This is a genomic window from Methanosarcina vacuolata Z-761 (genome assembly GCF_000969905.1).
In the GTDB taxonomy this organism is placed as follows: domain Archaea; phylum Halobacteriota; class Methanosarcinia; order Methanosarcinales; family Methanosarcinaceae; genus Methanosarcina; species Methanosarcina vacuolata.
Map to the genome: position 1 here is coordinate 1,267,245 of NZ_CP009520.1, position 12,441 is coordinate 1,279,685.

Annotated in this window: 7 protein-coding genes; 4 read left to right on the top strand and 3 right to left on the bottom strand. The window is 40.5% G+C overall.

Going from position 1 to position 12,441, the window contains the following annotated elements:
* Positions 1–56: 56 nt before the first annotated feature.
* Positions 57–512 carry a YqaA family protein gene (locus MSVAZ_RS05430; protein ID WP_048119019.1) on the bottom strand — a complete coding sequence of 152 codons (456 nt, stop codon included), beginning with the start codon at positions 510–512 and terminating at the stop codon, positions 57–59.
* 287 nt (positions 513–799) lie between these two features.
* Positions 800–3,403 (bottom strand): S-layer protein domain-containing protein, encoded by a 2,604-nt coding sequence (locus MSVAZ_RS05435; RefSeq protein WP_048119021.1) that lies wholly within the window; start codon positions 3,401–3,403, stop codon positions 800–802.
* Between the two features lie 752 nt (positions 3,404–4,155).
* On the opposite strand from MSVAZ_RS05435, the gene cca reads away from it, so the two are divergent.
* Positions 4,156–5,520 carry a CCA tRNA nucleotidyltransferase gene (gene cca / locus MSVAZ_RS05440; protein WP_048119023.1) on the top strand — a complete coding sequence of 455 codons (1,365 nt, stop codon included), beginning with the start codon at positions 4,156–4,158 and terminating at the stop codon, positions 5,518–5,520.
* A 748-nt stretch (positions 5,521–6,268) separates the two neighbouring features.
* On the opposite strand, the gene MSVAZ_RS05445 is transcribed toward cca, so the two are convergent.
* Positions 6,269–7,051, bottom strand: a complete 783-nt coding sequence (locus tag MSVAZ_RS05445; RefSeq protein WP_048119025.1) for a COG4705 family protein — start codon at positions 7,049–7,051, stop codon at positions 6,269–6,271.
* 801 nt (positions 7,052–7,852) lie between these two features.
* Here MSVAZ_RS05445 and MSVAZ_RS05450 point away from each other — a divergent pair.
* From MSVAZ_RS05450 to MSVAZ_RS05465, 3 genes are all read left to right on the top strand, one after another.
* Positions 7,853–8,122: a hypothetical protein gene (locus MSVAZ_RS05450; protein ID WP_048119027.1), complete on the top strand. Its 270-nt coding sequence runs from the start codon at positions 7,853–7,855 to the stop codon at positions 8,120–8,122.
* A gap of 7 nt (positions 8,123–8,129) precedes the next feature.
* Positions 8,130–8,654 (top strand): winged helix-turn-helix transcriptional regulator, encoded by a 525-nt coding sequence (locus tag MSVAZ_RS05455; RefSeq protein ID WP_048119029.1) that lies wholly within the window; start codon positions 8,130–8,132, stop codon positions 8,652–8,654.
* Positions 8,655–9,680: 1,026 nt separating this feature from the next.
* Positions 9,681–11,726, top strand: a complete 2,046-nt coding sequence (locus tag MSVAZ_RS05465) for an S-layer protein domain-containing protein (RefSeq protein ID WP_048119035.1) — start codon at positions 9,681–9,683, stop codon at positions 11,724–11,726.
* Positions 11,727–12,441 lie beyond the last annotated feature (715 nt).

Here is a 12,441-nt window from a genome sequence, read left to right on the forward strand (position 1 = left end):
TATAAACTAATATTCTTGAGAAAATAATAAGTTAAGTTTATCCCGAAAATCCTGAATCAATTGCTGAAAAAAGCTGTCAGATAAGCAATAGCAAAATACCGTCCGAATTTCCCAAGGAAAACCAGGATAGAAAAGTATCGAAAAGGAAGCTGCATCAGCCCGGCAACCATGGTAATCGCGTCTCCGATACCTGGCACCCAGGTAAAAAGAAGAGTGTAAAGACCATATTTTTTAAAGAGCCTTTCACTTTTCTCAAGCTTCTCCGGAGAAGGAGAAAGGAACTTCTCAAGTATCGGACGCCCTTTAAGCCCGAGATAATAAGTTGTGCACGATCCGAGATAATTGCCTGAAGTCGCTACCAGAACGACAGCAAATGGGTTAAAGCCCTGATAAATGAGAGCGACTACCAGTGCTTCCGATCCTAACGGCAAAACCGTGGAAGCTAGGAAGCTAAGGACAAAGAGGTTCAGATAACCATAATTGGTAATAAAGGAACTCAAAGCTTCAAGCATTCAGTTCTACAATCGTAGTTCAGTATTTTAAGCTGTCGTCTAGACCATCAAATCAAACACTATTTTGTAGCATTTCTGCATCTAACTAAGAATTTTCAGTCAAAGCAAAAAGGAATTCCAATCAGGATTAAAACAGAAAAAAGAAGTGGAGAGCCAGAAATCCGAAATTTGATTTCCAGCTTCTACCGCAGCACAGGTATTAAAGTTATATTAAAGACGGGTTCATTTTTTGGAATGAACCCATAAAGCTATAATACAAGCTTTAATACGAAAGCCAGATGCGTTAATTAGTTTCTTTTCTTCCGCAGGATAACAAATGCTATGGCGAGTATTCCAAGTGTAGCCATCCCACTGAAGAAAGGAGATTTTTTTGTCACTTCATAACTTTTGTCCAGTCCTCCGACTTCAACAGTATACGTCCCTGGCTCACCCTCAGTGTGTGAGAATTCGATTGATTTGTTCTCACCCGGATTAAGGGTTATATTCTGGGAATCAACCGATTCGTTATTAACCAGCAACTCCACTGTGGAGTTTCCTGTGACGTCTCCATTGTTCACAGCATTCACCTTAATATTTACCGCGGTTCCGGCTTCAACTGAAGCAGGCTGTATCGTGAGGTCTGAGAAAGCGAACTGTGCGACTTTTTCCGCCACCTCTACCTGGGTTTCTCCTTCTTCATAACCGGTCTTTGTGGCATTTATCACATACGTACCCGGAGAAGTAACCAGGTAAGATGTGATACCTTTTGCGTCTGTCTGTGCGTCAATTATCTGTCCGCCGAAAAAGACATCTGCCCCGGAAACTGGCTTGTTTTCCTCAGAGTCCGTGACCTTTATATCAATCTGGTCTCCTTCCCGGACAGTTTCGGGAGAGACTGAAACCAGAAGTTTCAGGACACCCTGTGCGAGGACATCCACATCCTTAGTTCCGGAAACATAACCTTCCCGGCTCGCAGTTACAGTGAAGCTGCCTTCATTGCTGGGGGTAAAGGTGAGATTTCCGCTGTCTCCGGTAGTGCCTATGCTTTTGTTTCCAACAGACACTTCAGCACCAACGACTGAAACATTTCTCGCAGTTACCAGGATTTCAGTCTGCTTACCAACTACAAGTGCGTCGGGCATTTCGATATCCAGTTGATCTCCTGCTGCAGTCTCGGTTTCGACAAAGGGATAAAAGCGCAGGACTGAAGAATCGGCAACCTTGAATTTGACATTGCCCATCAGGTCTACAACCTCATCCTTTGAAAGGGAGATTGAATCCTCGTTTTTCATTGTGATGCCTGAGTCGGAAATCGAAGTTATTTTCATTTCACCGAAAGAATCTCCCCCAGAGATTTCCAGGTAATCATCCGAAATCTGGTAAATTCCCTCCACAAACACGGCATCTGTTTCTGTGGAACGGAAGACCGTACTTACATGGACCGCAATCATCGGAACATTTTCAGCCCCTCCTATATCGGTTTCATAAATATAGTCCCCACCCTGGGAAACTATTCCAGAGTCAAGGAGTTTTCCATTTTTGTAAAGCTCGAAGAGTACGTTTTTCCCATTAACATCGACCTCGGTTGCCTTAAGGGAGTAGCCGTTCTCCAGGGCTAAAGAAGAACCAGTGAACAGGGATTTTTTGTCATTGTCATCAATCAAAACTTTTGCAAGGACACTGTCAGAAAGTACACTTATGCCCTTCGAATTTCCAAGAGTGTTTTCAGGATATCCTGCAAAATATTTCTCTGCCATAAATCCGACAACTTCATAACTTCCCCAGCCCTCATGTTCAAATTTGACATTTTCAGGCTTTGTAGAATAGACGAGGGCTTCATCATCAATTGTCCTGCCATCAAGCTTTTCAATGACAAGGCTTTCAGTGGAAATATTTTCGTCGATGTTATAATAGAAACCTTCGAAGTTAAAAGGCGTCCAGACCATGGTATCAAACTTATCATCGTGTACCGTTCCCCTTAATTCGTAGGTTCCGGGTTCGGATGTTTCAACTATTGGAGCAAAACGAAGTTCATTGGCATCAGCCACAACAAAACTCAGTTTACCCATGATGTCAATAGTGTCGCCCTTGCTAAGCGAGATAGCGTCGCTGTTGCTCATTTTTATGCCTGAACTTGAGGTGGAACTTACCTCCATTTCCCCAAAATCATCACCATTCTGAACTTTCACGTACTGGTCCGATATCTGGAAAATTCCGTTCACGAAAACCGCATTTGTCTCTCTGCCGCTAAATATCTGGGAAAAATGGACTGCAATTATGGGCACATCTTCGGTATCCCCGAGGTCGGCTTTGTATACATAGTCGCTATTAGAGGACAGGAAAGCTTCGTCAACTATATTGCCGTCCTTTTCAAGCTGTACCCAGACGCTATTTCCATTAATATCAACCTCAACCATATTCAGGGAGTATCCTTCGTCAAGAACAAGAGAAGAGCCCGTGTACAGGGATTTCCTATCATCGGAGTCTATCAGGACTTTTGAAAGCTGCCCGTCCGAGATAACGCTAATCTCTTTATCTGCAAAACTTGAGTTTGCGGTGTACCCTGCAAAGTAGCGCTCTGCCATAAACCCTATAACATCATAAGAACCCCAATTTCCATATTCAAAATCGGTCTTTATGGGTACTGTTTCATACTGCAGATTTTTCTTTCCAATTGTCCGGCTGCCCTTACTGAGTTGGACTGTCAGATTCTCGGAACCTTCTCCAGTATCCAGGTCATAATAAAAGCCCGAGTAAGTCTGAGGAGTCCATGTGTAGGTAAGGCTCTCATTTGCCTTTTCATCCCAGATACGGTTGCCTGTTGCATCTGAAGCCTGGGCAGCTGCACTTAGGCACAAAAGCCCAAATGCCAGAAATAAACATAAAATCTTGATGTAGCTTTTAATCCCCATATTAAACCTCCTCTATGCTGTATTAACCGGGAGCGTAACTTTCAGACATCCGAAATAATAAATCGGAAAAAGTTTCCTGAACATCCGGAATACACCCTGAACAGAATACCCCCATCTATCTGAGTTATATCAACTATATTTAACTATATGTATTTTCTAATATCACAGGCATCAAATAAAAAATTTTTGGGCATAATCTAAAGTATTTTTCAAAAATCGGAAATAAAAATATTGAATATAGCAAAATAAGGAATTGAATACCTTGAAATCCGTAAAGCTATTTTTTATTGATTTTACACCAGAATAAATGTCAGGCAGCGCCTTTCAGGAAGACAATTAGGTACATTCCGAAAATATCTTTTACAACTGGTTTTACTCAGAGCCAGTTTTTATTCCGAACCGTATTTATTCAGAACCAATTTTTATTCTGAACCATATTTATTCAGAACCATATTTATTCAGAAGTGACTTTTCATTAGAACCATATTTATTCAAAAGTGACTTTTCATTAGAACCAGATTTATCTAGAAGCGACTAGTTAATTATATTTAAATAAAAATATGAAAGTACATCCAGAAACTCCTTTTCCTCGAGAGTCGACTTGCTATACGCAAATTATAAGTTTAAAGAAGCGATTTCTGACACTTATAAGCAGAAATCAGCGTAATAGGATTTATTAAGATCCATTATAAGATTCATTAAGACTCATTCTGCAAAGTAAGACCGAGTAAATATATGGAGCCGTCTCTGGCATGGAAATGTGTACAGGTATTCCCGAAGAATTAAAATTTGCAGTCCTTGAAAGAATAAAACCCACTGAACCTGAAAGAGAAAAACTTTTTACGATACAGGAAGAGCTCGCCTCGAAGGTAAAAATGGCAGCAGAAAAACTTGGCGTATCAGGCGTGCTTGTAAAAATGGTGGGCTCTGCTGCTCGAGGCACCTGGCTTTCAGGCACTCATGATATTGATGTTTTTATAAGCTTTCCTGAAGAAACTTCCAGAAAGGAACTGGAAACTCTGGGTATGGCAGTTGCAAGAGAGGTGGCAAGACACGCCGAGCATGCCGAAGATCGCCATGCTGAGCATCCCTACCTTAATATTACATACAAAGGCTTTGATGTAGACCTTGTCCCCTGCTTCAGGGTTGCCTCGGCTTCCCAAATCAAATCTGCAGTTGACAGAACGCCTTTTCATAATGATTTTGTCAAACCCCGCATAAAAGGACATGAAGACGAAGTCCTGCTGTTGAAGCAGTTTATGCGTGGGGGCGGAGTCTATGGCTCGGAACTCAAGACCCAGGGCTTTTCAGGCTATCTGACCGAACTTCTGGTAATCCATTACGGCTCTTTCAAAGACACCGTCTGTGCAGCCTGTTCCTGGAAGCCAGGCGAAAAAATTGATATAATGCAACATGGGGAAATCAAGCACGAAGAACCTCTTGTAGTGGTCGACCCGACCGATCCCAGGAGGAACGTGGCAGCAGCCCTTTCTCTAGACAAATTCTGCATGTTTATAGACCATTGCAGGGAATTCCTGAAAAGCCCAGAGCTCAGTTTCTTTTTTTCACCCTCTCTCCTACCTCTTGAGGACCGTGAAATCCTGGAAAAGCTTGAAAACCGAAAAAGCTCACAGCTTGCAGTCGTTTTCAAAACTCCAGACGTTGTAGAGGATGTCCTCTTTCCGCAGCTCTATAAAATGGAACAGGCAGTTAGCGCCCTTCTAAAAGAATATGATTTTGCAGTGATAAAAACCGGCGTCTGGTCAGGCAAAACCGAGACCGCAGTTGTTCTGGAACTTATCTCAAGTACCCTCCCCAACGTGAAAAAGCACGTCGGTCCCCCTGTCTGGGTAAAAGTACACGCTGAGAAGTTCAAGGAAAAATATCAAGCAGCAGACGATGTTTTTGGAGGCTATATCGAAAACGGGAAATACGTCTTTGAAATCCGGCGCAAGTACCCAACGGCAAGAGAACTTCTCGAAGACCGGCTTATGAGCTGCTCCCTTGGAAAACAGGTGCATCAAAGCGTAAATGAGGGTTTTGAAATTCTTGAGAATGCCGAGATTTGTAGATTAAAAGATTCAAACTTTAGAATTTTTTTGAGTGGTTGGATGTAAAAAAATTGTCATAGAGTTTGCTTTACCATGCTTTTTTTGGATTGCATTTGCTCTGAATATACGTAATAATCCCCTGAAGCAGTGAAACAAAAATTATTCCAAGTATTGTAAAGCTGAAGTTATCCTTTACAACTGGCAAGTTCCCGAAAAAGTATCCTCCTAATAAGAATGACATTACCCATGCGATTCTACCGATGATATTGTAGCTAATGAATTTCTGTAGCTAATGAATTTCTGTAGCTAATGAATTTCTGTAGCTAATGAATTTCTGTAGCTAATGAATTTCTGTAGCTAATGAATTTCTGTAGCTAATGAATTTCTGTAGCTAATGAATTTCTGTAGCTAATGAATTTCTGTAGCTAATGAATGTCGAATAAGGCATCGTTTCAATCCCTGCTACAAACCGTATATTTTCACGACTTTCTACTCTATCTCTTAATAAATGACCTATTTGATAATTTATAGTGTCTTCTACAACGGCTGCAAAACATAGAACAACTAATATAGTAAATAAATTGAATGAACCACTGGCAGCCAGAGCTCCAGTTGCAAAGACAAGAGAATCACCCGTAAGAAAGGAGTTATTACCAGACCGTTCTCACAAAAGATAATCGAAAACAACAGTAAATACGTTAATAGACCGCATTCATTTGTATTGCACTTAAATGTGTGTCAAGATTCATGAATCGGCCTACAAAATAGTTTAAATTCTCCATTGGAACACTTTCACAATATATTTGTTGAGAGGTTAATCATAGCATTTTTGCAGGCTAGCTCTTCGTTCAGATAAAACGATTAAAGACAAAATACAAATAAGCAACACTGCTGATGCTGAGTAGCGGCTCAACGCCAATCCTCCGGAACTTATCGGTTTATCCAAAAAGTCACCAACTACTGCCCCGAGCGGTCGCGTAAGAATAAATGCTGCCCAGAAAAGTGCAGTGGAAGATATTTTGGTCCAGAAGTATGCCGCCGCAACAAGTAATAACAGGGTGCCAAATACTATCGCAGCGCCGGAATAGCCCAGGCCCATTGTATCAGCAGTCCAATCACCAAGAGCCGTACCTAAGGTTTGAGAGAACATGATCGTTCCCCAATAGAACATTTCTGTTTTCGGAGAATTAACGGTATCTACAGAAACAGATCCCATGGTGCGCTTCCAGATGAACAGTGATCCCAGGAGAAGCACTAAAAGCAGGGTGGACCCGCCCGCATATCCGATTCCCAAAGACCGAGTACAAAAATCAGCCAATGTCGTGCCTAATGTTGTCGTGGCGATGATGGTTATCCAATAGGTGTACGGGTTGAGCTTCTTTTCGCGGATCTGTGTGATAACAGTGGCGACAAAAAACAAAGTAAAAATCATCGTGCCAGCAAGATAACCCAGATTCATGGACATGGTAACGGTGTCCCCACCAGTCTCACCAAGCGTGGTGGCAAATATCTTGATGATCCAGAACATAAGCGTTATTTCTGGGACCTTGCGAACTATTTCGCTTGTATTGAATTTATCGGATTGAATGTTCGCCATAATATTCTCCTTGTATATTAGAATTCACTACTTTGGAGAAATAATTATAAATATATTGATTCTGGTACAGTATTCGAATATCCGTACAGTACTCGAAGTATCAGAAAATCAAATTGCGTGCGGCCACCCCACCCTAAACAGGCTGTCCGATGATCAATTTCAGAACAAAAATATGTGAAAAAAAGGTAAATAAAGTCTTTAAATCAAAAAAGAATGAATTTGAGTATTACTTTCAGTAATTGTCGGATAGCCCGTAAAGGACGGGGTATTCGTGACTCTCTGCACTCCCGATGTGATAAACTTGCTATCAATAAAACTTCATTTGAAGTTTTTATTTTCTTGTAAGCATTATTAGTAACATAGCATAGATTTCAAATACTTCATTGTGGTATGATAAACCATTTTGGCTAGATATGACTTTCCGCAGATGGCTTAAAAAGAATAACATTCTTTCTGTTATCATTTTTGAGAAGTTATTATAAAATTTACAATAATTATCCCAACCTGAGACCAGGAAAAATGGATGCTGGAAGTTTTCAATAAGATAGAAGGTCAAAAACTTTGGAAAATTTCCAAAATATATGTTTGAGTAACTAGAGTGGTTTTCAGAAAAACGATAGCAGAAAAAGTTATGGTAATAGATGGTATATCTATGAAAGGTTAACTATATATCAAATATTAATAAAATTCCCCCAAAATCATTTACAAACTTATTTTTTATGGAGTGTATATCAAAAAAGTCTCAAAAGTTGACTTTTCAATCTTTGATCTATGTAATATTGACGGAGGCAACTGAAGTCTATGATGACTGAACCCGATCAAATAATCCAACTTGTATCAAGTTTATTAGCGTTAATTCTTTTTGTTATCTCCCATCTTGCATATCGTCGAGAACGTAGAAAGAAACTTTTTATTTTATCTTTAGCATTTTTTTTCTATTCCGTAATGAACTTCCTGGACGCAGCAGATATTTTTTTCCCTCAAGCAGGTGAATACCCCGAAATTTGGGGAAGTTTACTAAATTTCGTAGTGCTTGCATTGTTTTTTCTTTCCATGATAACAAAAGAGTAAGGTAAAAATGGAATTCGAACTAGAGACTAGAAGAAGAATTTACGAACAAATTAAAAAATCTCCTGGTATTCACTTCCGGGAACTTGAGCGGAGGCTGCAGATGGTAGTTGGCAACCTGCAGTACCACCTTCAGTATATGGAAAAGAAAAATCTGATAAGGGCTTCGAATGATGGAGATTATGTACGTTATTTCGTAAAAGACAGGAGCTTAAGCGAAACCGAGAGAAAAATAATGTCTTTCTTAAGAAGATCCGGTTGCAGACACATCCTTATTCAGCTTCTCAATAATCCGGATATGAATAACAAAGAACTCTCTCAGGCCGTTGGTCTCTCTCCTTCAACTATTTCCTGGAACCTGAACAAACTTGTAGAAGCCGGAATAATTGAAAGAGAAAAAACCGGCAGGATAAGTAAATTCACAGTCATTGACCCTCTCGCGATTGCAGAACTCCTTATATGCTACAAAGAAAGTTTTCTCGATACTCTGGTTGATGGTTTTATTGAAATGTGGGAATTCAAAAACTCTAAATAATTTGATTGTTCGTCGTTTGATTGATATTATTCCAGTATACTCGAAATACAGCTTCTAGCTATTCTTTCTGTTAAACGTGATACTTTTTTAAGAAACTTATAATCTGACATTTAAACTGAATCGTGAGCCATGTTGCAGGTAACGTAAGGAAAGCGTCAATAAGGTATTGCTGGGTGATCAAAGTTTTGAGTTAGTCTCGTTATCTGGGCTCTACTTCACTGTTTTTAAACTCTATTGAGACCTCCTGATCAGTTAATGAGATATCGTGGTCAGTTAATGAGACCTCCTGATCAGTTAATGAGACCTCCTGATCAGTTAATGAGACCTCCTGGTTAGCTAACGTGGATGGATCTATACACCAGATTCAAAATACGTTTCCAGAGAATATTGAATTACAAACTCAAATTTCATAAAGAAGTCAGCTGAAATTTAAGTTCTTAAAAATCAGCCGGATCAAAAAGGACAGAAACTCTTACGTTTACTGAACAAAAGTTGAAAATATTTATGGTGGCGGGAAACATGGAAGAAACTTGGAAAACCCGCCACATTCTCCTATGGAAGAAGGTTCCGCCACATTCTTCTAGGGAGGAAGGTTTGAAATATTTTGTAGTGTTGATCCCGATTATTCACCACAATAACCTTCAGTTTTCAGTCTTCATTAGACATAATAACGATTCTGGTACATTATTCGAAGATTAGTACAATTGTCGAACATTAGTACAATCTTCGAATAATCAAATTTTTATGTAGTCGACGAGTTCAATCTCAAAATTGCGTAGGAGCATATCGAAAATATGCCATGTTTCCAGATAATGCATAAATTCCGGACCAAAAAAGATTTATAAGACTCGATTTTATAAAACGCTGTAAACCAATTTTCGGGATGAGGAGAAACGAAACAATCTTCGACAATAGACGTGATATGTAGCTCTAATTGGTGAAGAGTGGTAAACCCCCTTAAATTATTGATCCCGATAATTCTTCTTACATATAATAGATCTTAACAAATATGGAGGAAACAACAAAATGAAGAGATTTGTAGCCAGTGCACTGGCAGCTCTCATGCTTCTGACTGTATTTGCATCCGCCGCAATGGCTGATGATAATACAACCTCAGCAGCGAGTACAGTTGAGATCCGCGGCCCTGTGTACAATGGCTCAAGTTTAACCGATATCCTTGCAAATAATGCATATGGTAACGGTACAATTACAATGGATGCTAACAAATTTGCAGCATTCTATTACGACATTGACAACAACGTGACAACCGAGTCTCTTACCATTAAGAACGTTGCTGGCACTTCTGGCAGGACTATCGGAGATAACGGTTTAGTATACAAGACAACAATCGGAAACGCCGAATACGAGAATAAAGATGTCGACTGGGGCAACTACAGTGTGATTGGCTTCTTTGCAGACAAATATATCCCACTGAAGTCCAACGCTGCTGACAAGCTTGCCAAACTCGTACTCGACAGTGACGACAAGTATACTCTCAAGACCGGAGACTCCCTTGACCTCGGTGACGGGTACTCTCTCCAGGCCAAGCAGGTCGATGTTGACGGAAATAAAGTCTGGCTTGAATTCGACAAAGACGGAGCATACGTCGATGACGAGATAGTCTCAACTGACTCTGGCGATCATACCTGGACTTGCAAAGTTGACGACGTTCAGGGCGAAGACGATGTTCCTGTCCTGAAGGTACATGTCAACCAGGTCTTCCAGGGCGCAGTCGACAGCATTGCACAGATTGATGCTATCTGGCTCATTGACTACGCAAACGCAATAAAGATCAACTCTGACGATGAATTCGGCAAACTCAACGATGTTTCCATCAACGGCCCAACCATTACCATCAGCAATGATGATACGTTCAGCCTGACTAAAGACTCTGATCAGGAAATCGGGCAAGGGTTATACTTCAAGGTTGCTGACTCCAATGATCTCAGGTTCTATGCCTACAAGCAGCAAACAACTTCTGGAACCTATGATGTAAGAGGAACCGTTGTTTCCGGCACACAGTCTTACACCTGGACTTCAGACAACTTTGCTGGATTCTTCTACGACCTGAAGAAGAACGTTGGAACCGAAACTCTGAGTGTTTCTGGCGTTAACGGAAGAACTATTCCTAAAAACGGCCTCAACTACAGCACCACTGTAAGCAAGGTTGATTATAATGCCGATGATGTATTCAACGGAACGTACCCAGTTCTCGGCTTCTTTGCGCAGAAGTATGTCCCACTGAAATCCACCGACGCCAGCAAGCTTGCCAAACTCGTTCTTGACAGTGACGACAAGTACACTCTCAAGACCGGCGAAACACTCGACCTCGGCGATGGGTACTCTCTCCAGGCCAAGCAGGTAGATGTTGACGGAAACAAAGTCTGGCTCGAGCTCGACAAAGACGGAGAATACGTCGATGACGAGATTGTCTCAACTGACTCCGGTGATCATATCTGGACTTGTGAAGTTGACGACGTTCAGGGAGAAGACAATGTTCCTGTCTTGAAGGTACATGTCAACCAGGTATTCCAGGGCGCAGTCGACAGCATTGCACAGATCGATGGCCTCTGGCTCATTGACTACGCAAACGCAATAAAGATCAACACTGACGACGAATTCGGCAAACTCAACGATGTTTCCATCAACGGTCCAACCATTACCATCAGCAATGATGATACATTCAGTCTGACTAAAGACTCTAACCAGGAAATCGGAGAGGGAATGTACTTCAAGGTCGCCGACTCCAATGTACTCAGATACTACCCATATGTTGAGGAGACCATTGGTAACGGAACGGCTACAACCACTCTGGGTAACACAACCAGCATCGATAACACAACAGTTACCGATAACATGAGTGTTACTTCAACTCCAGTTGTGAACAGCACTGAAGAAACTCAAGATGTAAACGCGAGCACTCCTACAAACATGGAGACTCCAACAACTCCAGATACATCAGCTGCTGCAAACAACACCACTGAAACACAGAACAAATCTCCTGGCTTTGGGGTTATCCCAGCAGTCTTCGGACTTCTGTTAGTCTTCTACATCGTCAGGAAGAACAGGTAAATTCTCTGAGTGAAGGATTTTCTTAATCCTTCTTTTTTTTAATTTTTTTACTAAAATCCCAATTAATTGTTGTGTATCTAAATTCCGCATTTTTAGGCGATAAATGTCTCCTGATATCGGTATCTGCGCTTAAATTTAAGCATATACCCATGCCGCAAAATTCTAAAATCGTGATCAATTAACCTCACAGAGTTTCATTACTCACATGTGCGCTTAATATTTGGGAACCAGGATTGTATCCTGAAATAATTTCGCAGATTTAAAACGTTTGAAAGTCCAATACACGATACAACAGTAGGCGCCGCAAAAGGTTAAACACTGGTAAATTCTATTCCATTCTGGTACTGTGGAATGATCGTGTAAAAGAAACAGGTTCGAAGTTGAAGTAAAATAGTGGGTCGCCTGCATACAATATACAACTGTAATAAAGAAACTAAAAAACAAAATCGTTTTGGGATAAAACGGGAATTGACAGAGAAGTGAATAAATTACTCATAAAAATAAATCGTACTGGCCAACATGACAGAGAAGTGAATAAATTACTCATAGAAATAAGCCGTACTGGCCAACAAATACAATCATATTAAAAAAGATGAAAGTGTAGCTTTTTTCTCCACAATTAATATATAGTTGTTTTATTCTATGTAAAAAACCTAATGAACCGAATAACAGTGAGAGATATTTCATAATTATCTGTTTTTAGATTAATGTATTC